This is a genomic window from Microscilla marina ATCC 23134 (assembly GCF_000169175.1).
Lineage (GTDB): Bacteria > Bacteroidota > Bacteroidia > Cytophagales > Microscillaceae > Microscilla > Microscilla marina.
In genome coordinates this window covers 1-25,382 of sequence record NZ_AAWS01000075.1, presented here as the reverse complement: position 1 = coordinate 25,382, position 25,382 = coordinate 1, and the positions used below count along the sequence as shown (strand labels likewise).

General features: G+C 41.2%; 17 protein-coding genes. 10 read left to right on the top strand and 7 right to left on the bottom strand.

All coding sequences use genetic code 11. The features are described from left to right. Positions 1-1,195: 1,195 nt before the first annotated feature. The gene (locus tag M23134_RS34975; protein WP_002705166.1) at positions 1,196-1,444 is read left to right on the top strand and encodes a hypothetical protein; all 249 of its coding nucleotides are present in this window, start codon (positions 1,196-1,198) and stop codon (positions 1,442-1,444) included. Positions 1,445-1,523: 79 nt separating this feature from the next. Here the strand turns inward: M23134_RS34975 and M23134_RS34970 are convergent, their stop codons facing one another. After that, a complete protein-coding gene (locus M23134_RS34970; RefSeq protein WP_002705164.1) occupies positions 1,524-2,783 on the bottom strand; it encodes a hypothetical protein in 1,260 nt (419 codons plus the stop codon). Between the two features lie 94 nt (positions 2,784-2,877). Further along, positions 2,878-4,137, bottom strand: coding sequence for a hypothetical protein (locus M23134_RS34965; RefSeq protein ID WP_045114958.1), 1,260 nt, complete (start codon positions 4,135-4,137; stop codon positions 2,878-2,880). 402 nt (positions 4,138-4,539) lie between these two features. Here M23134_RS34965 and M23134_RS34960 point away from each other — a divergent pair, with 402 nt between their 5' ends. After that, positions 4,540-5,778 (top strand): ABC transporter permease, encoded by a 1,239-nt coding sequence (locus tag M23134_RS34960; protein WP_002705160.1) that lies wholly within the window; start codon positions 4,540-4,542, stop codon positions 5,776-5,778. A 264-nt stretch (positions 5,779-6,042) separates the two neighbouring features. Here the strand turns inward: M23134_RS34960 and M23134_RS34955 are convergent, their stop codons facing one another. Continuing rightward, positions 6,043-6,444 (bottom strand): hypothetical protein, encoded by a 402-nt coding sequence (locus M23134_RS34955; protein ID WP_002705158.1) that lies wholly within the window; start codon positions 6,442-6,444, stop codon positions 6,043-6,045. 746 nt (positions 6,445-7,190) lie between these two features. Here M23134_RS34955 and M23134_RS34945 point away from each other — a divergent pair. Both M23134_RS34945 and M23134_RS41930 read left to right on the top strand, forming a co-directional pair. Continuing rightward, positions 7,191-14,243 carry a PKD domain-containing protein gene (locus tag M23134_RS34945; protein WP_082226771.1) on the top strand — a complete coding sequence of 2,351 codons (7,053 nt, stop codon included), beginning with the start codon at positions 7,191-7,193 and terminating at the stop codon, positions 14,241-14,243. Between the two features lie 1,264 nt (positions 14,244-15,507). Continuing rightward, positions 15,508-16,026, top strand: a complete 519-nt coding sequence (locus M23134_RS41930; RefSeq protein ID WP_002705150.1) for an acyl carrier protein — start codon at positions 15,508-15,510, stop codon at positions 16,024-16,026. Between the two features lie 88 nt (positions 16,027-16,114). Here the strand turns inward: M23134_RS41930 and M23134_RS34935 are convergent, their stop codons facing one another. The 3 genes from M23134_RS34935 to M23134_RS34920 all read right to left on the bottom strand — a co-directional run bounded on the left by M23134_RS34935 (position 16,115) and on the right by M23134_RS34920 (position 19,281). Next, positions 16,115-16,489, bottom strand: coding sequence for a translation initiation factor (locus M23134_RS34935; protein WP_002705148.1), 375 nt, complete (start codon positions 16,487-16,489; stop codon positions 16,115-16,117). Positions 16,490-17,059: 570 nt separating this feature from the next. Further along, the gene (locus M23134_RS34925) at positions 17,060-17,374 is read right to left on the bottom strand and encodes a DUF3817 domain-containing protein (protein WP_002705143.1); all 315 of its coding nucleotides are present in this window, start codon (positions 17,372-17,374) and stop codon (positions 17,060-17,062) included. Positions 17,375-17,826: 452 nt separating this feature from the next. Next, the gene (locus M23134_RS34920; RefSeq protein WP_002705141.1) at positions 17,827-19,281 is read right to left on the bottom strand and encodes a trypsin-like peptidase domain-containing protein; all 1,455 of its coding nucleotides are present in this window, start codon (positions 19,279-19,281) and stop codon (positions 17,827-17,829) included. A 246-nt stretch (positions 19,282-19,527) separates the two neighbouring features. On the opposite strand from M23134_RS34920, the gene M23134_RS34915 reads away from it, so the two are divergent. From M23134_RS34915 to M23134_RS34890, 6 genes are all read left to right on the top strand, one after another. Further along, positions 19,528-20,232, top strand: coding sequence for a WbqC family protein (locus M23134_RS34915; protein ID WP_002705136.1), 705 nt, complete (start codon positions 19,528-19,530; stop codon positions 20,230-20,232). After that, a complete protein-coding gene (locus M23134_RS34910) occupies positions 20,229-20,897 on the top strand; it encodes an acetyltransferase (protein ID WP_002705134.1) in 669 nt (222 codons plus the stop codon). The genes M23134_RS34915 and M23134_RS34910 overlap by 4 nt, the downstream gene beginning before the upstream one ends. A 175-nt stretch (positions 20,898-21,072) precedes the next feature. After that, a complete protein-coding gene (locus tag M23134_RS34905) occupies positions 21,073-22,011 on the top strand; it encodes a glycosyltransferase family 2 protein (protein WP_002705133.1) in 939 nt (312 codons plus the stop codon). Between the two features lie 47 nt (positions 22,012-22,058). After that, entirely contained in the window at positions 22,059-22,955 is an 897-nt protein-coding gene (locus M23134_RS34900; protein WP_002705131.1) for a glycoside hydrolase family protein, read from the top strand. Positions 22,956-22,987: 32 nt separating this feature from the next. Further along, complete coding sequence (rffA, locus tag M23134_RS34895) at positions 22,988-24,118, top strand: dTDP-4-amino-4,6-dideoxygalactose transaminase (RefSeq protein WP_002705128.1); 1,131 nt, start codon at positions 22,988-22,990, stop codon at positions 24,116-24,118. A 60-nt stretch (positions 24,119-24,178) separates the two neighbouring features. Continuing rightward, positions 24,179-24,586 (top strand): nuclease A inhibitor family protein, encoded by a 408-nt coding sequence (locus M23134_RS34890; protein WP_002705126.1) that lies wholly within the window; start codon positions 24,179-24,181, stop codon positions 24,584-24,586. A gap of 78 nt (positions 24,587-24,664) precedes the next feature. Here the strand turns inward: M23134_RS34890 and M23134_RS34885 are convergent, their stop codons facing one another. After that, positions 24,665-25,132 (bottom strand): hypothetical protein, encoded by a 468-nt coding sequence (locus tag M23134_RS34885; RefSeq protein WP_002705123.1) that lies wholly within the window; start codon positions 25,130-25,132, stop codon positions 24,665-24,667. Between the last annotated feature and the right edge of the window lie 250 nt (positions 25,133-25,382).

Below are 25,382 nucleotides of genomic sequence, written 5' to 3'. Positions count from 1 at the left end.
AGTCCCTTGCTGGTGCACATCGTCCTCGCGTGTGCCATCATAGACAATTCAAACCAAAAAACAACCTCCCTGTGTTGGTTTTAAGGCTTTAGACTGACCAGTCCGACGAATGACGGAAAACTTGCTAACCCAAAAACCTGTACACAAGTCGTTTTTCAAGTCTTGAGTTAGCATTGCTCAGGTCACCCTACGGTAAGACCTTCGCGGGAGGTGAAAAGAGATTAGTCCGGAGTTAATTAGTCCGGAGTCGGTAGCTCCAACGCTGTTTTAAGTGTTCCGTAAGGACACTTGAAACTTACAGGATTAGCCCGAAGTTAATTAGTCCGGAGTCGGTAGCTCCAACGCTGGTGCACGTCGTCCTCGCGTGTGCCATCATAGACAATTCAAGCCAAAAAACAACCTCCCTGTATTGGTTTTAAGGCTTTAGGCTGACCAGTCCGACGAATGACGGAAAACTTGCTAACCCAAAAACCTGTACACAAGTCGTTTTTCAAGTCTTGAGTTAGCATTGCTCAGGTCACCCTGCGGTAAGACCTTCGCGGGAGGTGAAAAGAGATTAGTCCGGAGTTAATTAGTCCGGAGTCGGTAGCTCCAACGCTGTTTTAAGTGTTCCGTAAGGACACTTGAAACTTACAGGATTAGCCCGAAGTTAATTAGTCCGGAGTCGGTAGCTCCCACGCTGGTGCACGTCGTCCTCGCGTGTGCCAGCGTAGACAATTCAAGCCCAAAAAACAACCTCCCTGTGTTGGTCTTGAGGCTTTAGACTGACCAAACACTTGCTAACCCAAAAACCTGTACACAAGTCGTTTTTCAAGTCTTGAGTTAGCGTTGCTCAGGTCACCCTGCGGTAAGACCTTCGCGGGAGGTGAAAAAATGAGTCGAATTTGTTTGGATAGATATGTGAGGAAATCTCAAACCTAAGACCTTCGCGAGAGGTAGACTTGTATTCATCAACGCTTTTAAGTCTCCTAAAGAAAGACTTAAAAGAACGAGAGCTCTCTACTAATTACGAGTATGCAACTAGTCGCTTTATTATATAATACATTGATTTTCAGCAATATAACCTGATATAATTTTGCGAAAGGCGGGCTTTTTTCTTATATTTGTTTCACACTTTCACGGTGAAAGTAAGCCCAAGAGGTCAAGCTTGGAACCTTCCTCAAGGGCTTTTTGTCAAACATTTAAATTTAACAGTATGCAATCTACTGATTTAAATCAAGAGGTACAAAACATTGCCATTCCTCAATCTATCATCGATCTATTTGCACAAAGCTTACAAGCGCGTTTAGAGGCATTTGTTTTCAATGGGGACATTTTGCTGGAGTGTGCACAGATCGAAGATTATCACCAACTTGCCAATCATTTACAAGCGTCTATTTTTAGCCTACAGGCAATGCTCAACGAATACGAATTGTTGGGCAAACTACGGCAAGCTCAAGGGTAAACCATTAAAAAAGCCTGATTCATTGATTTGAATTAGGCTTTTTTAATGACATATCTTCTCATTGCAAAACAGTCACTTATCAGGTCTTCTGTTTCTTCTTACGCGCTGCCGGGAACAAAATATTATTCAGAATAAGGCGATAACCTGGCGAGGTAGGATGAAGGTTCAAATCGGTAGGTTCTTCTCCAGTCTGGTGTCGGTAATCTTCGGGGTCGTGCCCTCCATAAAAAGTCCAGGTACCTTTGCCATAAGTTCCATGAATATACCGAACTTCTTTTGCTTGTTTGGTTTCGCCCATAATAATTACATCAGGTTTTACCAATCTTCGTTTAAAAGCGGTAGTTTGCCCTAAAAAACCTTTGATTACATTGGTGTGGTTTTGGGTAAGCATTGCCGGAATGGGGTCCCACTTGGCCGAAAACTTAAACAGCGTAAAAAAATCGTTTGACTCATTGAGCCCTCGTTCAAAGTATTGATTGTCGATGTTTGAGTACTCATATTCAAACGGGTTGCGGCTCAGCTGAAAATTTTGAAAAGCAAAAGTGTTTTTATAACTCAGCTTGCGTTGGGCACTGGGGTCGGCAGGGTCACCATCATACATCGACTCACATATATCTATACCTTCTGCTGACAGTGCAATGTCGTAAGTATCAGCAGCTGAACACATCGCAAATAAAAAACCTCCTCCTGCGCAATATTCCCTTATTTTTTTGACTACGGCCAGTTTCATTTGTGACACTTTTTTATAGCCAAACTTTTTAGCGGTTTCTTCAAATTTTTGTTTTTGTTTAATGTACCAGGGTTTATGTCTAAAAATACGGTATACCTTGCCATATTGCCCGGTAAAATCTTCGTGGTGCAAGTGTAGCCAATCATATTTAGGCAGCTTATTGGTAAGCACTTCTTCATCAAAAACTACATCATAGGGAATCTCGGCATAGGTAAGTACCAGGGTTACGGCATCGTCCCAGGGTTGTTTAAACTTGGGTGAGTACACAGCAATTTTGGGTGGTTTGTCTAACTTTACAGCGTCCATGTTGCGGTCTACTCTTGACACCTCAGCTCTTATCTGGTGGGCATTGGCATCTGATATTACCTCATAGCTTACTCCCCTTACGATCAGTTCGTTTTGAAAAGCCTGACGGTATTTAAACAAAAAACTGCCACCCCGATAGTTAAGTAGCCAATCGGCTTCCAGGTTTTTGGTAAGCACCCAATAAGTAATGCCATAGGCTTTAAGGTGATTTTTTTGTGATTTGTCCATAGGTATCAAAATGTAGTTGGCTTGAGCCCCCCACGATAACAGCACCAGGAACAGTATAGCAAGTGTTTTTTTCATGAATATTGTTGGTTTGAGTGTGATGATTTGATGGTTGGCTTTCCTACTTTTTGGGTATTAGCCAAAAGCCAACCATTGGCAACTAACAGCCATTTCAGGTCTTTTGTTTTTTCTTGCGTGCTGCCGGAAACAAGATATTGTTCAATATCAAACGGTATCCAGGCGAATTAGGATGCAAATTCAAGTCGGTGGGCTCTTCTCCTACAAAATGTTGATAATCTTCGGGGTCATGTCCTCCATAAAAAGTCCAGGTACCTTTGCCATACGTGCCGTGAATATAACGCGCTTCTTTTGCCTGCTTGGTTTCGCCCATGATAATCACATCAGGTTTTACCAACCTTTTCTTAAAAGCAGTGGTTTGCCCCATAAACCCTTTGATTACCTGTGTATGGCACTGGGTAAGCATAGTAGGAATAGGGTCCCACTTGGCAGAAAATTTAAACAAGGTAAAAAAATCATTTTGCTCGCGTAACCCTCTTTCAAACTGTTGGTTGTCAATATTTGAAAACTCATACTCGAACGGGCTACGCTTCAGACGAAAGTTTTGAAAAGCAAAAGTATTTTTAAAATTAAGCTTGCGCTGGGCGTTAGGGTCAGCCGGGTCGCCATCAAACATTCGCTCGCATATATCAACTCCTTCGGCTGCCAAAGCAATGTCATAGGTATCGGTAGCCGAGCACATCGCAAACAAAAACCCTCCGCTGGCACAAAACGCCCTGATTTTTTTTACTACTTCCAGTTTTAACTTTGACACCTTCTTAAAACCATGTTTACGTGCCATTGCCTCAAACTCACGCTGTTGTTTGATATACCAGGGGCGATTGCGATAGGCACTATAAAACTTACCATATTGTCCGGTAAAATCTTCGTGATGCAAGTGTAACCAATCATATTTGGGTAGCTTATTGTTCATTACTTCATCGTCGAACACCACATCATAAGGGATTTCGGCATAAGTAAGCACCAAGGTTACGGCATCGTCCCACGGTTGTTTTGACTTGGGCGAGTATACCGCAATTTTGGGAGGTTTGTCGAGGCGCATCGCATCCATATTAGAGTCTGGGCGGGCTATAGACGAAAGAATGCCATTGGCGGTAGCATTGGAAATTACCTGATAACTCACCCCTCTTATTACCAGTTCGTTAACAAAGGCTTGGTTTGACTTGAACATAAAGCTCCCTCCTTTGTAGTTGAGGAGCCAATCAATTTCTACGTTTTGTTTGAGTACCCAATAGGCTACTCCATACGCTTTGAGATGGTTTTTTTGGTTTTTGTCCATGGGTATTAAAATACGGGACGCTTGTGCATGCCACGATAGCACCAAAACCATTATAAGTAGGCTTAGCTTTTTCATGTATTCCAGTTATTTTCTTTTTTGAGATTAAATGTAGGCAGGGCTATGCCCAACCACCTGTGCCAATTTTGTTATTTGTTTGCTTCAGTTTTTTTGAGCAAAATCTGTAAGATTTTAACCCTGAAACTTGACTAATGTTATAAAACGTTTTGCTGGTTGGGTTGTTATAGCTTATATTAAACCTTTTATACTAATGCTGACCTTTCTTCTTATAAACAAAAATACTTATGAAGAAAGGCAACGAACACTCATGCAAGTTGGCTGTTTCTTTTATTTTTATCCTGTACTATGTATCAAATCATTGAGTATATTTACAATTATACCATGTTTCACACCTGTTTGTCAGACAAAAGCAGATGCTCAATAGCATATTAAAAATACGCAAAAAACCATATATATACCATGAATTACAGAGAAAATATAAAAGAAGGAACCCGTTCGGTGCGTGCTAACCTGTTGCGGTCTATCCTCACTGCGCTTATCATTGCCATTGGCATTACGGCATTGGTAGGCATGCTTACTGCAGTAGACGGCATACAGGCTTCGGTTGAAAACAGTTTTGCCCAATTAGGTGTCAATTCATTTGATATTCAGGGTACTTCTGCCAGAGGGCGCCGCCGTAGGCGAGGACGCAACCAAAAAATATATCCACCTATAAAATACAAACAAGCCAAGGCATACAAAACACGCCTGGGGTTCAATGCCAAGGTAAGCATTACTGCTTCTTTGACTGGTTCGGCAGAGGCAAAATACAGATCTAAAAAAACCAACCCCAATACATGGGTATTGGGTGCCAACGAAAATTACATTGTATCTAAGGGGTATAACCTCAAACGAGGCAGAAACTTTTCGCCTACCGAGGTAACCAAGGGGGTAAATGTGTGTATCATAGGCGATGACCTTGCCAAAACCCTGTTTGAAAAGGTCAACCCACTAAATAAACTTATCTCAGTAATGGGCAAAAGGTTTAGCGTGATAGGGGTGCTCAAAAAAGTAGGAGGTTCTTTTGGGGGAGGCAGTACCGATCGTGCTGTAATTATTCCTATAGAACTTGCCCACCAGATACCTACCCAAAGCAAACCTACTTTTAACATTACCACCTCACTCAATGGACCTATGGATTTTATGGTGGCAATGGGCGAGGCTGAAAGCCTTATGCGCCAGATTCGCCAGGACAAGTTAGGACAACCCAGTTCATTTGAAATCTCACGAAGCGAATCGGCTGCTGACCGCATGAAAAATATCACGGGTTACCTCACTATAGGAGGTGGTGTGGTAGGCTTTATCACTTTACTGGGAGCAGCCATTGGCTTGATGAATATTATGATGGTATCTGTGACAGAGCGTACCCGCGAAATAGGAGTACGCAAAGCCTTGGGAGCTACCCCGTTTTTAATCAGACAACAGTTTTTGGCAGAGGCCGTAGTGATATGCTTGCTTGGTGGCATTGCCGGGGTTTTTCTGGGCATTATGGTAGGCAATGTACTCTCTTCTGTGATGGGAGCTTCAGGTTTTATTATACCTTGGGTATGGATTTTTGTAGGGTTGGTGGTGTGTGTAGTAGTAGGCATAATTTCGGGTTATTACCCAGCCTATAAAGCATCTAAACTTGACCCTATCGAGTCGTTGAGGTTTGAATAGCAAAAGTAACTTCCACCTATCGGTTTTATAAGTCATTAAAAAACAACGTGTTATAAATAAGCAAGTTGCTTGTAGAGCAGCCTCAAACTTGCAGCTTGTTGCTAAAAGCTTGAGGCTGTAGAGGCTTCTACCTACTTCTAAGCGGTTATACCTGTTTTTGAGCTGTACTTTTCTTACGCATATATAAAAAAAGCGACAAATGGTAGTACTACCATTTGTCGCTTTTTACTTTTACTTACATTCCTGTACTGTTTCTATACAGGGTTACTTTAGCCAATCTTCGGCTTCATTCACTGTGTCAAAAAATCGCACAGTGAACTTTTGACCAATAGGTTCTTCCCAAATTTGTTCTACCGAAAGTTGTGCTATAATCTCTCTGGTAGTTGTGATGGCTATTTTTCTGATATTTAGATGAAGCCATTTTTCCAAACAATTATCGTTGACCCACTCCTGTAGTTCAGGGTCAATCGGAAAACCAAAGTTAGTATTGTCTATGAGTATACTCTTAGCGGCGCAGCGTTCTACGTATTCGGTTTGTATTTGACACACTTCCTTAAAATCGGCCTCCATCAAACCCAAAGTATTTTCCCAAATAAATTTAATCACTTTACTTTCCTCATGAAAACTCAGGCGTATAAACCTGTTTTCAAATACTTTCTTTTCCATTGTAATAAATCATTTAGATGTTTTAAACATAGTTACTTTTAAGAGCATATTAATTAATAAGATAAACCAAGAGGTGGTATATAAAAAGTATTAGGATAAAGGTTGAGAATAGTTTTATGAGGAATGGAAGTCAACTATTACAAAGGTATGGTATAGTGATGGTGATGTATAATCAAAAATACCGGTTTTATTACACCTGCCAAAAAGCAGGCATTTTGTATTATTTTAAGTTACAGTTGACCTCAAACATTGATATAATTTTATTTTTTTGTAAAATACAGACTATAAGATAGATAACAAGCTTTGTATACTTTATATAACATCACTGATAACCTTTTGTAACAAATAATATTTTGATGAAAACTATCTAAGAGAGATATTTAAAATAAAATCATAAAAACACATTACAAACCTATCTATAGGGTCTTATAGAGGTAAATAATGTCCATCATAGTGATGTATTTAGAATACCCTTAACTATTATACACCCTTAAAGTAAAAAGTTATGTTAAATCTCTTATATAATGACTCTCGGCCTCCCAACAATCAGTTTTGTTATAAAGCCAGCGTTCATCTCTGCCCCTATATAGGCGCTTAACCTATTAGCCATTGTTTATGAATCAGCTACTACTTCGGATAAACATTTTTTATCTCAATGGAATTGCTATGTCTTTTGACTACCATTTTTTTTAAACACCTATTTCTACCACGCCTGTTAGGCACCATAAAACTACATCGCATACGTTATGTTCAATTATTCTCCGACAAAATACCATCAGAAGCTCATAAACCTTGGGCTGACCTCAAAAAAGTTACATTTATTGCTGCTGCTCAATTGTTTGATGATTGTAAGTAGTGCTTTTGCATTTAAACCTGCTTTAGTTAAAAAAATAAACTATGGAATTATTCCAGCCAATGTAAACTTATGCAAAGGAGGAAGCACGGCTACATTGCCTGCCATAGTGATACAAGAAGATGCTGTGGGTGATTTTCAGGAAACGTCAGGTACTTTGGTACTTGAATTTGACAATCCGAATATTATATTAAGCGGTTCGCCTTCAGTTGTACTTACCAACCCATCTACCTCTACAGTGGGGGTGTCAATCCACCCTACCAACAATACCCTTGAAATTACTTATAGCTTTGACAACGCATCAATCGCCGAAAGTAATACCCTTATCATCAACAATCTACAAGTATCGGCTAATAATAGTTTTACCGGAAGTTCCTCTGCCTTAAAAGTGCATTCATCTTCTAGCGGCGCTAATTTTACCATTATTAATAATGCTACCACAGTATTTGCTACGGCTACTGTAACCCCTACCCCTACCGACCCGGTTTTTACTACCAACCCTGCCATTATCTGTAACAATGGAGGAAATGTGAGTTTTGCAGCTAGTTCGACAGATGCCAGCACTTATGAGTGGGACATTCCTACTGGGCTTATGGGCACTTCTACTACTTCATCTATCAACTTGAGCTCTACCAATGCGACCGGAACTAATTACACTATCAGAGTAAGAGGAGTAAATGGTAGCTGCACCAGTAACTGGACAAGCCACACAGTCACTTTAGCCTCTACACCTGCTACTGCTGGCATTATATCAGGGGGCAATACCATTTATGGGGGAGAAAGCAAAACTTATACTGTGCCTGCCATTACCGATGCCGACAATTATGAATGGACTTTTCCTGTTGATTTGACCACCTCTGGAGCTACGCCTGTGAGCATCACCGCTACTACCCGAACGGTAAGCACTACTACCAATAGTATTACAGTTACAGCTAGTACTGTCACTGCTGCTACTGCCATTACCGGCGGATCTATGACAGTGCGTGGACAAAACACTACTTGTAGCACTTATGGAGCAGTATCAACGAGTTATTCTATCAATATAAGCCCAGGGGTAAGTGTGACTGCCCCCACCCTTACCAATTTATGCAACGGAGGTAATGCAGCTGCTTTGGGTTCTATTGTAATCACCGAAAATCACGCCGGGGCTTTCAAACAAGGCAACACAACACTTACATTGGCATTGCCTACTGGTTTTGAGTTTAATACTAGTGCCAGCCCAGTAGCTACTTTGCTCAACAATGATGGCGCCAGTACGCTGAACGCCAGCGTGACAACTACTGGGCTAAATCTTGCATATAGTTTCAGTGCAGCATCTACCACTCTTAGCAATAGTATTACCATTACAGGGTTAGAAATAAAGGCAACAACAGGTTCAGCCACTGCGGTTACGCTTAAACCTAGTAACACTGCGACTGCCACTCATTTTGATGGCTTAAACAATGACGTATCTTTTGCCTCTATGGTATCAGTAAACGCTCCCAACACTCCTTCTTTCACGGCGAGTCCATCGGTAACCAATGGTTCCACTAATGTATGTACAGGACAGTCTTATACTTATGCTATCAACAGCGAGGTAGGCGTAGATTATGAATGGACGTTTCCATCGGGAATGACAGTAACCGGAGGAAGCACTACTTCTGAAACAATCACACTATTAGTGGGCAGTGGTGCAGTATCGGGCATGGTAAGCGTAAGGCTTAAAAACCAAACAAGCAACTGCACCAGTGGGTGGTTGCAAGAGAGTGTAAGTGTGGTAAATAGTGTGGCATCGGCTCCTACCATCAATACTATCAGCGATATGTGCGAAGGAGATTCACAAACAATTACTATTGTACCAGTAAGTGGAGCCACCAGCTATACCTGGGACTTTACCTGGACTGATGGCAATGGTAACAACGGAAGTTTTTCGGGGACACCAGCTGGTGCTTCAGATAATTTTTTGGCGTATACCGCAAATAATATCTTTGCCAGTGCACCTGCTACCGAAAATAGCATAGAGGTAACCCTTACAGTAAAGGGAGTATCGGCTACTTGTGGCAATGGAGCCACCAGTACGCAAAAGTTTAATGTAAAAAGAACCGTGGTGAGTATTACCAACGCTACTACCTCTTTTTCTACAAGTAGTGCCAAAGAAGCCTTGACTGCTTCGGCAAATGGGACAAATATTACAACAGGTGTTTTTTCAGGACCAGGAGTAGTGCAAGACAACGGGGGAACTTATTACTTTGACCCTTCATTGCTTGGGGCAGGTTCTTATACAGTTACTTGTACTTATACCGACCCGGTTACTTCATGTCTAGGCACAGCCACCCAAAACTTTTTAGTGTCAGCTACCAATGCCTTAGGATTAAGTGCTGGGTACTGTAATGGGGATAACACCGCCCACCCTTTTAGTGTAACCAAAGTGGTTTCTCAAAGCAAAGATAAGCTAGAGTATATTCATAGTTTGGTAACCACCAATGGTGTAGCTATTGATGGTTCAAAGACGGGTAACAATGCTGCTATAGCAAATAACGGAAATTGCTCAGGAGCACCTAATAATAATGTAATGACAAGCGAGGACTTTCATTATACTTTTACTCCTTCAAATGCCACTGGTACAAGTGTAGATATTGTAGCCAATATAGTCACTGTTACTTATGATTTAGACCCTTCTGATAATGTAATTGGTATACAAAATTGTAACACCTCTACCAAAACCCTGGGAAACATCACGCTTAACTCAGCTCCTACGCCTGGGATTACTAATGTAACAAGCTTTAGTTTATGCGCCGATGGAACTACCGAACATACTTATGAGACTGCTTCGGTCACTAACCATACCTACCAGTGGGAGGTGATACCAGCAAGTGCTGGCGATATTATAGGGAGCAGTACAGGCAATCAGGTAAAAGTTCGCTGGAATACAGCCAGTACCACCCCTGCCCATCAATTAAAAGTCACCGAAAAGGATGCCATTGGTTGTGATAACTCTGATGCTCTAGACATTGCAGTCAACTCCTTACCTACTATTGATTTTACGGGCAGCGATGGGTCTGCGGGCAGGACAGCGCTTAATGCTGCTTGCCCCAATACACCAGTAACTTATACAGCTACCAATACAGGTTTAGGCAGCTATAATTGGGTAGTTTCTAATGGAACCACGCTTTCGCCCAATACTACCAGTTCTTCTATACAAGTACAATGGACAGGTACTGGCACTGGTACGCTCTCGTTGCAAGTGTCAGATGGTACCTGTAACAAAACCGTAGATGGAAATGTAACCATCAATACTGTGTCTACCCCGTCGTTGATCAGCACCCCTCAAACCACTGTATGCGCCAATAGCACAAATATCGGTTATAGTGCTTCCAGCAATTGCGAATGGACAATCACGGGCGGAACCATTGTGAGTACTGGTACTACTACGGCAAGCAATGCAGCTAACATAGCCATCAATTGGGGAAGCAGCACTGCTGGTTCTATTACTATCAGAGAATCTGTCGGAAGCTGCCTGGGAGATAACAAAACGGATATTACCATTACGCCGTTAGCCACCGTAAATTTTACTGGCTTGCCCTCTACTGCAACAGTATGTAAAACATCGAAACTGACAGTAAATCCTACCATTAACAATGCAGCTCCTAGTACTGCTACTACCACTTCAGAGTTTTTTGTAGTGTATGATGAAACGGCTACTACCGAAATAGCTCGTTTTGAAAAAACTGACCACAATAGTGCGAGTTTTGAAATAGATTTTAATGATCCAACTGCCAATACTACTACTCATACCTTTGCGGCTGGCAAATATACATTGTTATACGAATACCGTGATGCTACCACAGCTCAATGCCAGGCAGTGTCGTCGCATCAAAGTTTTACTCTAGAGGCAGTCGACAATGTAAACTTTACAGTAGCAGCTACTGGACTGCCACTTGCCAATAAGTATTGCATAGACGGAGGGCAACTTACGTTAAACCCAGTGTTTACAGGTAGCAGTACTACCGCAACTCCGGCTACCCAAGGTTATTTCCGAATAATAAAAGATGGTACAACTAATTTTAACTTGAGCGCAGGAGACAATGTAATTGACTTGGCAAAACTTGGTGGGCAGGGCAGCTATCAGGTAACTTATATTTTTACTTCGGTAGGTGGTGCCTGTGTGCAGTCGTCTACCCCCCAAACCTTCCAATTGAATACATTGCCTGTGTTGGGTATTACCAACATAAACACTGGGGGGTACTGTACCAGAGACGGTGGCAAAGTAGCACTGGGGGCTACGGTTGGTGGGCTAACCCATACCCTTGCGCTCAATGCAGGCACTGAGTTTTTTGAAATCAAACGTGCAAGTGGCACTTATGAAACATTGGTTGACCCTGCGACTGGTAATCCTACCAATATGTTTGACCCCACCCGCCCTTTGCCTTCAGAAACAGCTATTGCCAGTAATGCCAATGCCAGTACCTGGAACAGCATTGCTGGAACATACCAAATCAGGTATACTTATACCGATGGTACTACTACTTGCAAGAATACTTCGGCAGAATACAATATTGTAGTAAACGCTCTGCCTATACTGGACTTTATTGGGTTAAACACTACTCAATCTTACTGTAACAACTTTGGGGCGGTCACACTTACCCCCATTGATAATGGCTCTATCATTACTACCCCGGTTACTTTCAAATACCGCAGAGTGGGTAGTACTGGTACATACACTAATTTTAACAGTGGTAACACTTTCAATACCAGCACCCTGGGTGAGGGATCTTTTGAGATTATGTTTGACTACACCAATGGCAGTAATTGTACTGAAAGTTCTTCGTTGCAAACAGTAACAATTGAGTCGGTACCTACTGGAATTGCAGTAACTGCTGAACGATACGAACACCAGAATTTTATCAAGTTCTCGTCTTCTGCAGCAAATATAACTACCGCTACTAAATGGAATTGGACTTTTGGCGATGCAACCACCAGCACTGAGCAAAACCCGGTAAAATCGTGGAACAACCCGGCTTCACAATTGGTAAACTACACCCTTTCGGTAAATACTGGTTCGGTCAATCTTTGTGAAGATGCCATTACTAAGTCTTATAGTGCAGACTTTAGCTTTACTGGACATTGTTTGAACAACCCTACGCAATTTACTGACTTGTCGCAGTCATCTACCGACCCAATTGCTACCTGGGCGTGGGACTTTGGTGACGGCACTGGGACGTCTAACCTGCAAAACCCAAGTTATACTTATCAGGCAGCGGGTACATACTGGGTAAAACTAACCATTACTACCCAAGATGGATTGGGTACATATATATTGCACAAACGCATAGACATTTTCCCGATCAACACCATCAATGAATCACAAACATATGCCGAAAACTTTGAATCGGGTACTGGGGGTTGGATTACCCACGGGTTGGTCACTGTAGATCAAACCTCTATTGACAGTACAAGTTGGAAATTGCAAACTCCTAAAGGGTTTAATATTACAAGTACTAATGGTACATCTTGGGTAACTGATAACAGTGATAATGCCAATCGTCCAGCCAGTAACACCTATAACTACAACGACAATGAACAATCTTACATTGAAAGTCCTTGTTTTGATATTACAGGGTTAAGTCGTCCAATGATTTCGTTTGATTTTTGGTCAGACACTGACCAAGGTGCGGATGGTATAGTACTTTTGTATACCATAGACGATGGTAAAACCTGGGCTCGTTTGGGTTCGCAAAATTTAGGCATTGAATGGTATGACAGCAAGGCTATTTTGGGCTCACCAGGTAGTAGCTATAGTACTAATAATGCTGCCAACCAGGGCTGGTCGGGCAATACAACTCAAGCCTGGCGCACGGCAAGGTTTAGTTTGACTGAAGCATTACAAGAAATGAATGGCTTTACTACCAAAATGATTCGTTTCAGACTGGCATTTGGCAGCAATAGTGATAACCCTACTGACGTAAATCTTGATGGGTTTGCCTTTGACAATATTACCATTGGTAACCGAAACCGGGTAGTATTGCTAGAGTACTTTATCAACGAAGGGGTGACCGATGCAGGAACACTGGACAAAGCCGCGAAGGATTTCCCGAACACTGGCAATAGCGACGAAATTATTAGTATTCATCACCATACGGGTTTTCCGGCGGTAGATGCCATCAACGCTCAAAACACCCAAGACCCTAGTGCACGTGCTTTTCATCATGGCATTCGTGAGGTGCCTCGTGGCATTATAGATGGTTACACAAGAGATACTCTTTTAGGGCAGTGGGCTACCGACTATTATGCAGACCGTACCCTGATTATTTCACCTTTTAACATCAGCATTGCTCAGCCTACAGTATCGGGCACACAATTATCAGTAAACGCTACCATTACCGCCTTACAAAGCTTTGACCGTCCTTTGGTACTACATGTAGTAGTCATAGACTCATCTGTTACCAGCAATGGGGTGCAGTTTTATAATGTGACCCGCAAAATGTTGCCCGATGCTGCGGGTACTTACCACAACACGCCGTGGCAAACAGGTACTACCAAAGATTTGAGCTTTACCTGGGACTTTGGTACGCTGGCAACGAGTGGAATGAAGGTAGTAGTGTTTGTAGAGGATTACCAAACCAAAGCAATTTATCAGGCGGGCGTGAGTACATTTGTCGGTGCCCGTACTGGTGGTACCCAAGATCTGCAACAGGTAACTGGCTTGAGCAATCAAACAGACGAACTGCCTGTAAGACTATACCCTAACCCTGCCACTACCCAGATGTATGTAGCATTAGAAAATGCCCCTGTTACTGCCATCGAATGGCAAGTAATTGCTATGAGTGGTAAGGTAGTACAGCAAGGGAAGTGGTTGCCAGGTAGCAATCAAAAAATACTGGAAGTGACCAACTTGTCGGAAGGTATGTACATTTTGCGAATGCAGGATAACAAGCGGCAGGTGTTCCGAAGGTTTGAGAAAAAATAAAGTAACTTGTAGTAACAATAGTCTGCAGCACTCACAGGGTGCAACTTTAAGCGGCAAGCTTCAAGTTGCACCCTGTTTAGCTCCGTTGAGCTCATCACAGCAAGCTGCTGTAGATTTGGTTCATAGGGAGCTAACAAATTCATAGTATGCTTATTTTCAATGGGTTATGAATTTATTAGTTAGAAGCCCCGACAGGGGGCAAGCTTCAAGCGACAAGTCGCAAGTCCTTAGATACCGATGAATATCGGTGCTAGACCCTGTTTAACTGCGTTGAGCTCATCACAGCAAATTGCTGTAGATTCGGTTCACAGGTAACTACACTTTTGTATCACGTTGATTTTCAGTAGCTTACAAAAAGCATAGTTAAAAGTCCGCAGCAGACTCGAATAAATGTTCTTATGCTTGCTCATCAACAAGTGAAAGTAATGTTAGTTTTTTACTAAATTCTTTTTTGTAGTGTTTGTACCACAAACGCTCATATAGAGTTTAACTGGCTGGTTATCAGTAAAAATTCTCACTTGAAATCACTGCGGAGTACTGGTAGTAGGAGATCACAAAAAAAGGGTTTGCGGTAAGCAAGCCTTTTTTTGTGGCATTTTATCAGAAGTTTTTAATGAATAAAATCACGCTGGAAAGCATAGTAAGTCTACCTTGAGCAATGCTTTTTTTAGAAGAAATGAGTGCCCTAACACAACGCAAGGTAGTAACAATACGTGTAAATTTGTCTGGTGAAGGAGCAGTAGTCAAGTGCTCTTCAAAGATTATATGACTCAAGCAATAAAAAACAACTTATAAACATTCTACGGCTTATTTTATTATTTTAAAACAATAGTTTTCATAATACATTTTTTACAAAATAATATTTTACTATAAAAATAATAAAAAATATTCTTCTAACTGAGACACATATATAAAGCAAAGCGTATTGGCTCTGATAAACTACTCGACAACTGTCTAAAACAGGCAAAAGTCGCAGAACTAAACAGATAGATAGTTAGAAGAAATAAAAACTAATAAAATTGGCAATTAGTCTATTATTTCGGTATGCCCTCAATTGTAAAATATGATTTTTTCAATACACAACAGCCTTAAAGCATTTTCAAGTAATTTTTATTATAAATATTTTTATTTTAAAAAAAACTTTTAAGGTTTTTCCCCGTTAGAATTGTCAAAGTAGAACGACGAATAAAGTCTAATTACGCACACACAATTGTTACAACACTAAAATTTAATCAATAAAAACCGAAATTTTAATAATGACAACATGAAAGCGATTACAGACCACCAACAGTATCAGTATTTCACCAAGTTATTGACGTCGTTTCCTGAGTGGAATGAAATCTCAGATTCGGCACAATCACGCATCATGAACACTTTGGACAGGGAGATTAAAAAAGAGTCTTCTGAGCCAGTAATTATTCGCTTTGCAAATGAAATTGCACTTTCATTGCATTCATATGAAAGAATCGTTATAGAAAAAATAATGAAAAAACTCCAGATCAGTCTGGTGGTTTTTGAACAGATTCAGCAAATCATTTCCGAACGCATTATTCAAGAACAAAACATTCGCTTGGACTCTCGAATAGACAAAGACCTGGGGCTAGACAAGCTAGATTTAATTTGGGTGATTTTACGATGCGAGCAAATCTTCCATATTCAAATTGACGAAGAGGCCGTGATTCGCCCATTGGTTACTATACAGGCGTATGTAACTTATATATCACAATTGTACCTTCAAGAACGAGAGTTCTCCACCAAAACTAGATTTATGAATGCATCATAACTACTATAAAAGTATCAAATAGCCTCGAATTACATTTGAGGCTATTTTTATATTCCTTCCTGTATGCATAGCTCGCTGCTTGTATTGCTTACCCGCCCGATTTTTTTGCCTTATACCCTGCACTCTTGAGCAACTCCATCACCTTATCACGCATATCGCCCTGAATAATAATTTCACCATCTTTGGCACTCCCTCCTACTCCACACTTGGTCTTCAGCATTTTACCCAGTGCTTTCAGGTCATCGTCGGTACCCACAAAACCAGTGACTAGAGTAGCTGCTTTCCCTTTGCGGTTTTTCTTGTCTAGCATCACCCTTAAGTCTTGTTGATTGACAGGCAAGGTTTCTTCTTCCTCTTCTCCTTCAGTATCATATTCAAAATCGGGGTTGGTAGAATACACCGTTCCTAAGCGACTTTTCCAATTGTCTTGGTCATCTTTCTTTTTTCTGTTATTTCTACTCATAATTTTTTCATTTAGCTTTTTCTTAGCATCTGGTTTCGTGTGAAAACGGAGGGTTGTTGAGGATTAAACCAAGCACAAAAAATGGCACATAAGTAGCAGCAAGTAATTAGCTATAAGACTGCAAGTAAGGATAACTCATTATAAGTCTTTTATATTATATTTAGTATCGTTACACGAACATTTTCGTAACAATGTTCAAAGCCTCGTTTTACAACCAAAGAGTGCACTGTAAACCTATGGTTTATTGAGTGCTGATTTTTTATCATATTTGCAAATTAGCAAAAAACATTGTGCCTGGTAAAATAATGGTAAGGAACATGTTCAAAATAAGTGTCGAGATTGAGGGCGTATACTCGACTGAGGCACTTTTTGCAGGCGTAGCCATAGCTACGGCGAAAACCGATGGCTGCAGCCCTGCTGCGCCGAGCTCTGCCAAAGGCTAAAAGTAACGAAAGTCAGTAAAGAGGATATGTTCTAAACCGGACAGTTATTGCGATCACGTTCCTAAGGCTGAAATGCCATCTGTTGGCATTTTATTAACCCTACCTTGTCAACCTTGACTTATGCCTACTACCCATTACTGGTGCTTTCTACTTCGCCAAACAGTTTCTTGTCTGCTATAAAAGGACCAAAGGGTACAATAGAAGCCAATATTGCCAATCCTACTTTTTTCAACGGCCACTCGTGTTCTATTTTTACCTGTATCAACAAGATACAATACACTACAAATAAAAGCCCGTGTACTGCACCCGTTATTTTTACTGCTTCAGGCATTTGCCAGATGTATTTGAGCGGCATTGCTATGCCTAACAATACCAAAAAAGAGAGGCCTTCCAGAAAACCCATGATACGCAAGCGCCCCAAGGCAGTTTTTAATGTATTCATTTTTAAAAGTAAGTAAAAGAAGTGGATTAAAGCGGCAAAGTTAATCCTCAATAGATTCAATTACAACGAAACGAATTATTCGCCTGCTGTTTTTTCAATCTTTTAATCAAAACTATAGGTTTAACTCTAAAATGCCTGCCCTCTAATAGGGCAAGCACCAAGCATTGTCCTTAGGTTTTATCTGTCAAAGTGTACCCTAAAAGTACTCTACCCTACTATTTTTCACCCTGATTTGTGTCTTCACAACCGAGTTTACGAGTCCTTAGATACCGATGAATGTCGGTGCTCAGCAAAGCTAAATCAACCCACCCATAAGCCTAAAAACGACTTATTTTAGGGTTCCGATCGGTTGGTGAAGACACACAACCGAGGCGAGGACGGTACTTTTAAAAAACCGAAGCTACAGTTTTACTGTGCTGAGCTCAACGAAGTTAAAAGCTGGGTAGAGTACCCTAAAAGTAAAAAGAATAGTAGCCTTTTGTTCCATCTTTGCTCACCCCTTGAATATATATTTTACCTTGCAAGTCGCTTAACAAGCTTTCTACCTCTTTGGGTGTTTTTACAGGCTGACGGTTGATATGGGTAATCACGAAGCCTTCTTGCATACGCAAACGACTAAATAAACCCCGGCGTACTTTGAGTACTCTTACTCCTCCACTTTCTACCCTTAGTTTTTGGCGTTCAGTTTTAGAAATTTTTTCCAGCTCTACCCCTAATTTTTTCGAGTAAAATATCTCTCTTTTGAGCACGCCTGTAGTACCTTCCCGATTTTTTAGCTTAAGCTGCACCGTTTGGGTACTCTTGCCCCGTCGATAGGTCAGTTTTATTTTGTCTCCTGGGCGAAAATAGCTCATTTCCTCCATAAACGTACTTTTACCGTTTATCTTGACACTATTAATTTTTAGTATCACATCACCAGGTTTTATGCCTGCTTTATCGGCTTCACTGTCTGGGTTTACCTCTGTTACTACAGCTCCATCAAACGAGTTAGATTTAATATTAAACCTTTGGGCAAGCTTAGTGCTCAACTCACTTACTTTGATACCACTAAACGCTTTTTGCACTTCGCCATATTGTACCAAGTCATTAAACACTTTTGCTACAATGTCTACAGGCACCGCAAAACCATACCCGGCATAAGAGCCTGTGTGTGAAAGAATCGCGGTGTTGATACCCACCAACTGACCTTTAATATTGACCAAAGCTCCTCCACTGTTCCCAGGGTTAATAGCAGCATCAGTTTGAATAAAAGACTCTAGGGGAAACTGCCCACCTAGCAAAGCGATATCGCGCCCTTTGGCACTTACTATTCCTGCGGTTACGGTAGAGGTCAGGTTAAAAGGATTACCAATGGCAAGTACCCACTCACCTACGTTTAATTTTTTGGAGGTACCTCTTGTAATGCTGGGCAAACCTTTGGCGTTTATTTTGAGTACCGCAATGTCAGACGAGGGATCAGTACCAATTACTTTTGCTTTGTAAGAACGTTTTTCGTGAATTACTTCTATAGTTTCGGCACTTTCTATCACGTGGTTGTTGGTTACAATGTAGCCATTGTCGGTAAATATTACGCCCGACCCTGACGCTAACCGCTTGCGACCTCTACCTCCATTGCCAAAGAAAAAATCGAATACATCATAAGAGTTATATTTAGCATCTGACACTGTTTTGATGTATACAACGCTACGAGTGGCTACATTGGAGGCTTTTACAAAGTCTCCATTCAGTTCAACGAGCGACTTATTGTTGACCATTTTGGTGTTAGTGTCCCGGTTTTCGGGTATCACCAGGTTCTGTTCATTGCTATTGCTCCTCTTGCCCGAAGATTGGTTGACCAGATAAAAGCAATAGCCACCTATAATGGCAGAGAAAAAGCTCAATGCTATGGTTTTTATGGTATTGTTCATAATTTAAATATTTTAGAGATGGTTGTTCTGTTGCATTATGTGACAGCATAAGCATGTTGCCCATTTACAACAAAATTAGTGATTTTTTTATATTGTATTCATCTTGGGTTTTGTGCTGGGTTGTAATATCACCATTTCGTGTGCCAACGCCCTGACTTTTCGCCTGAAAGTAAAAACTCAAGATAGATGATGTTGTTTCAGCAATAGTTTTGCTTAAACAACATATTTACCCTAAATAATGTTAAAATGTCAGTGAATAAAAGCGTGTACATCAGTCAATCTAATTATATTCCCTGGAAAGGCTACTTTGACAGTATCAATCAAGTAGACGAATTTATTATCTATGACGAGGTGCAGTATACCCGACGCGACTGGCGTAACAGAAATAAAATTAAAACTACTCAGGGGGTGCAGTGGTTGTCTGTGCCCGTGCAAACCAAGGGTCGTTTTTTGCAAAAAATAAATGAAACTAAAGTAAGCAATGCCCAATGGGGTAAAAAGCACTGGCAAATATTGCAACACAATTATAGCAAAGCGCCTTTTTTTGAGTTATACGCCTCTGTTTTTGCTCCTCTGTTTATGCACCCTCCCAGTGAGTGGCTCAGCGAGATTAATTATGCTTTTATCAAGCAAGTCTGTCAGGTTTTGGGCATTCAAACCCACCTTTCGTTCTCTAGAAACTTTACCTTAACTACAGGCAAAACGGAGCGATTGGTGGATTTATGCCAGCAAGTAGGAGCCACTGACTACTACTCAGGAATGGCGGCTAAAAACTACCTCGACGAAACCTTGTTTGCTCAAGCAAATATCAGGGTACATTATATCAATTATACTGCGTACCCTACTTACCCCCAACTTTACCCTCCGTTTGAGCACGCGGTGAGCATACTAGACCTGTTATTTAACACTGGAGAAAAGGCCAGGGATTTTATGAAGACATTTGAGCAATGAAAAAACAGAAAAAACTGATCATTGTAGGCAATACTACCAACGCCCGGCTTGCCCATTGGTATTTCAGCCACGACAGCTCTTACGAGGTGGTGGCTTTTTCGGTACACGAGGCATACATTCAAACCAATGTATGGCAAGGTTTACCAGTAGTGCCTTATGAACAACTGGAACAACTATACCCTCCCGATCACTTTGATGCTTTTGTGGCAATTGGTTACAAAAAAATGAATCAAATACGCGAACAAATGTATACCCAAACCAAGGCTAAAGGTTATTTTTTGCCCAATTATATCAGTTCTCGTTGTACTTTTCTTACCGAAGCACCCATAGGCGATAATAACTTGATTCTGGAAGATAACACCGTTCAACCTTTTGTACATATAGGCAACAACAATGTGCTATGGAGTGGCAATCATATAGGGCACGACACTGTTTTGCATCATCATATTACCCTTACTTCGCAGGTGGTAGTATCGGGCTATTGCACTATTCATAACAATTGTTTTTTGGGGGTAAATGCCACCATACACAACGAGGTTACATTGGCAAAAGCCACTTTGGTAGGGGCAGGGGCAATTATACGCAAAAACACCCGCAAAAAAGAAGTATACTTGCCAGCCAAAACTATTTTGTGGCACAAAAAAAGCGATGAATTGGATTTTTAGGAATGGTACCAAAATAAATTTACATTCTTAACCTCATCTTTTGAGGCTATACTTTGTTAAAAAATAGCCGAATAGCGATGCTATTAGCCGATTTTTTGCCTCGTCTAGCAACAAAATATTTTATTAAACTATAGAAATTTATTTTTACACCATTCCTTAGACAAGTGACTAATTTATGAAAAAAATCACGGTGGTTACTTCTTTGTATAAATCAAGGGCATACATTCCTGAGTTTTATCGTCGTATCAAAGATTGTATTGTTTCGCTGGGACTGAGCTATCAACTGGTATTTGTCAACGACGGTTCGCCCGACGATTCGGTAGAAGTGGTAAAGCAACTCATGGAACAGGATCCTCACATCACCCTGGTAAGTTTATCGCGCAATTTTGGGCAGTATCCAGCGATGTTTGCAGGCATGCAATATGCTTTGCAAACCAACCCCGACTATGTGTTTATTTTAGATGTTGACCTGGAAGAAGCTCCCGAAAACCTGGCAAAGTTTTATCCCCTCATGCAAGCCAAAGCAGGCACAGACGTAGTATACGGAGTAGTAAAAAAGCGCCAAGGATTTTTTGTGAAAAAGGTACTAGGCAATTGGTTTTTATGGGTGCTTGACAAACTCAGCGAACACCAAATACCCCGCAATCAGGCATGGGCACGGCTTATGAAGCCAAATTATTTGCAGCACTTATTGCAATACAACGAAGCCGACACCTACCCGGTAGGGCTTATGCACCTGACAGGGTTCAACCAAGTGCCCTGCCCTATAGACAAACCATACAAGGGTAGCACCACCTATTCGTGGCGTAAACGTGCCTATGCTGCCTTAAGTGCGGTTACCTCGTTCTCGTCGCGCGCTTTGCTTTACATCGCTTTTATGGGCTTTGGTATTTTCTTTTTTTCTGTCTTATTCATTCTCAGTATTGTAGTGCAAAAGCTTGCCTATACTGACTTTCAGGCAGGTTGGAGTTCTATTATAGCCTCTATTTGGTGCATTGGCGGACTCATTATTTTTTGTCTGGGGGTAATAGGTATGTACATTGCTCAAATCTTTAATCAGGTAAAAAACCGCCCACTGTATATTATAAAGTCTGTGTTAGGCAAAACTGAGTAAATGATAGTTGACGATAGAATCAATAGTGACCACCAAAAAACAATTGTATGCAACGCTGGCAAAAACTTGGGCTAATTTATAACCGTCAACACTACCAGGCAGTACCGTTGGCGCACTTTATTGCCCCACATATCATACGTATTTTTTTTAGCACCCGTGACCTTGCCAACCAATCACTGCCTTGTGCTATAGACTATGATTTGCACCAACAAAAGGTAGTCAATGAGTTCAAAATAGAAGTACCTCTGGGCAACCTGGGTATGTTTGACCAAAACGGCATTATGCCCACTGCTTTGCTCGACCAGGGCAACGAATTGTGGATGTATTATATTGGTTGGAACACAGGAGGCAGTGTACCTTTTAGAAATGCCATTGGCTTGCTGATAAGTAAAGATGGGGGCCATACTTTTCAGAAACACGCCCAAGGCCCTTTGTTAGACCGTTGCGTGTATGACCCCTGTTTTGTAGCAAGCAATTGTGTATTGGCAGAAGAAGGATTTTACCGTATGTATTACCTTTCTTGTGTGCAGTGGCAAGCACAGCCTACGGGGGAAGTGCAACATTATTACCATATCAAGTACGCCGAATCGGCCAATGGGATTGACTGGAAAAGGGAAGGCAAGGTAGCTATAGGTTTTAAAAATGAGTACGAATATGCTATTTCAGTGCCCAGGGTAATCAAAGAAGCGGGCAGGTATAAAATGTGGTACTCATACCGGGCAAGTGCCCACACGACTACTTATCGTATTGGATATGCCGAGTCGGTCGATGGGCTGGATTGGGTGAGAAAAGATGAACTGGTAGGCTTAGATGTTTCGGCAGAGGGATGGGACAGCCAAATGATTTGTTATCCAGAAATATTTACTTTTGAGCACAAGCGGTATATGTTGTATAATGGCAATGAGTACGGCAAGTCAGGAATAGGTTTAGCGGTGAGTTTGTAGCTGCTATTGGCTATTCAATAAAAAAATATAAAATGCAAATTCCGTTTAACAAGCCCTATTTTACAGGCAAAGAAACTACCTATATCAAGGCAGCCGTTGATCAAATGGTGATTGCATCGGATGGGAAGTTTACCAAAAAGTGTCAAAGTTTTTTTGAACAACACTATGGTTTTGGCAAATGCCTGCTTACTACTTCGTGTACCAGTGCTCTAGAGCTGGCTGCTTTGCTGTTGGACATAGCCCCTGGCGATGAGGTAATTGTGCCTGCCTATACATTTGTGAGCACTGCCAACGCCTTTGTCCGGCGGGGAGCCAGGGTAGTTTTTGCTGATAGTACCCCTGCTCACCCCAATGTAGATGTTACCCAGTTAGAGGACTTGATTACCCCCCGAACCAAGGCTATAGTAGTGGTACATTATGCGGGGGTGGCCTGCCACATGGAGGCGGTCATGGCTTTGGCAAACAAACATCAAGTATTTGTAATAGAAGATGCTGCCCAGGCAATTCATAGTTTTTATGCCGGTAAACCTTTGGGTAGCTTTGGACATTTGGCGGCTTTTTCTTTTCACGAAACCAAAAATATTATTTGTGGTGAAGGAGGCATGTTGGTGATCAACGATGATCGCTTTACAAAACGAGCCGAAATAATCAGTCGCAAAGGAACCAACCGGGCAGCATTTTTTCGGGGCGAAGTGAGCCAATATGAGTGGGTAGATATAGGAGGATCATTTTTACCTCCCGATACCAGTGCTGCTTTTTTATATGCCCAACTAGAGCGTCTGTCTGACATTCAAACCCAACGCCAGGGTATATGGCAACGTTATCAGCAAGGTTTGGCGGTATTAGCACAAAAAGGGCATGCCGACTTGCCACAAATACCTGACTATGCCCAACCTAATGCCCACATTTTTTATATAATTTGTAAAAGTAACGCTGAACGAAACCAATTGATTGATTACCTACGAACATTTGGGATACAGGCAGTTTTTCACTATTTGTCGTTGCACCAATCACCATTTTATCAGGCGCAACACGATGGTAGGTGTTTGCCCCAAAGCGACAAGTACGCCGATTGCTTGCTTAGGCTGCCTTTTTTTTATGAGTTGCCCCTCCTCCAGCAACAAGAGGTCATTCGACGAGTCATTCAGTACTTTGAACCCTGACTCAAGGTATTTTTGGACGGCTTTTTGCAAAATCAGCCATAGGCTAAAATTATGTGATATATGGCAACAGATGAACAAGAAAATTTATTAAAAACTTTAGATCGGGCATCTGATGGACTCATGTTTATGAGCGAATCTGATTATCCGTTTGAGTCTTTTTACTGGGATTTTAAAGAAGAACTCACTGCTAACAAGGTACTAACCCTGGCAAATGAAGCACCAGATGCTATTGTAAAAGAGTTGAAACTGGATGCGTTTTTAAAAAACTCGGTGGCAGAAGAAAGTTGGTATGATGCTAAAGAAACCAAGGTTGCCCGACAGTTTCAGCGATTGGTAGAAACCCTCAAAAGAAACCTACAGGAGCTTCGGGTTTTTAGAGTAGGGGGCGCCGAAGCTGATGTATACATTGTGGGTAAGGCGGAGTTTGGGGGCTATGCCGGGCTTGTTACCCATGTGGTACAAACCTAAGCAGGTGATCATCAACAAGCGATAAGTAATACATACAGTTGACCTATCGCTTGTTGATGGAATTTTGGTCAAAACAAGCTATTTTACTTCTTTTAGTTGATTGCCAATGAGCTTATATTTTTTGGCTATCTTGATAGACGGGCAACAACGGGCGTCTTCTTTTTTGTACTTCATTTTTTGAGCTTTGATAGTGCCATTTTCTATCGCCAAAGGAATGGTATTGTTTACATTGGTTTGGTTAATTATTACGGTTAACTTACCTCCTCGGTTGATAAGTATCGCCCACCCCATACCAGCACTGGCATTGCCCATACTGCCTTTAAAACCACAATTATATTGCACCACACCTTCAGGTTTTCCATCGCCGTTGAGGTCTCCCACTACTGTATTTACCGGGTAGCAGTCGCGATCACTCCCTTCTATCAATGTTTTTTGAGCTTCGAAAACTTCATTCAATTGTTCTTTGCTTACTTGGCTATAAGCGGTATTTACCAAGCCTGTTAACAAAACAAGGGTAAAAAACACCTGGATTTGTTTTTTCATCATTGTTCAGTTTAATTTATCATAAGTAAAACCATAAAAATAGTTCCTGAAATGATCACACTTTATTTTTCACTATTTCAAAGAGTAGCAACGAAACTTTTATTTTGAATGGGTGATTTATAAAAACAACGAAAATCGACAAACTACAGGTGTTTTAACTAAAGCTGCTCGATTTGCTCTTTAGTCAGCCAGTAGCTTTGATATGTCAGCATAACAAATCTGCTTTTTCATCTAGTGCAGTTGCAGATACTTT